The organism is Paenibacillus sp. Y301 (genome assembly GCF_059445505.1).
In genome coordinates this window covers 1-502 of sequence record NZ_JCAIUL010000057.1, presented here as the reverse complement: position 1 = coordinate 502, position 502 = coordinate 1, and the positions used below count along the sequence as shown (strand labels likewise).

At 44.6% G+C, this 502-nt stretch carries 1 protein-coding gene; it reads right to left on the bottom strand.

The annotated features are described in order from the left end of the window. Nucleotides 1-218, bottom strand: a 218-nt coding sequence (locus AC1D69_RS25075; RefSeq protein WP_495458824.1) for a TetR/AcrR family transcriptional regulator, incomplete at its 3' end; no start/stop codon positions are given. Between the last annotated feature and the right edge of the window lie 284 nt (nucleotides 219-502).

Below are 502 nucleotides of genomic sequence, written 5' to 3'. Positions count from 1 at the left end.
GAGTGGAACTCCTCCAGAATCGTTTTCGATACCTGGTTGGCAAGACGCTGGTAGAGATTCTGCTTGCTCTTGAAGTACCAGTACAGTGAGGGAGCCTGAATCCCAAGCCGGTCTGCCAATCGTCTCAAGCTGAATTTCTCGATGCCGTCCTCCCCCAGAAGTTCCCACGAGGCTTCCAAAATCTTATCCTCCGAAATCTGAGGCTGCTGCTGCTTCATCGTTATCCACCCTTTTATCTAACAGTGTAAGTTTGTTCTTTACAGGTTCATAGGTTCATAGGTTCATAGGTTCATAGGTTCATAGGTTCATGATATAATCTAACACTGTAAGGTTCAATCTAACACCGTTAGATAATCATAATAAACAAAGTGGTGACCCACATGGATGCAGAAAACCTCCATTACTTTGAAAAAGCACCGGTAGCAAAAGCTGTCGCTCACTTCGCTGTACCGATGATGCTAGGCACGTCAATGAGTGTCATATATTCCATCTTGAATGCCTA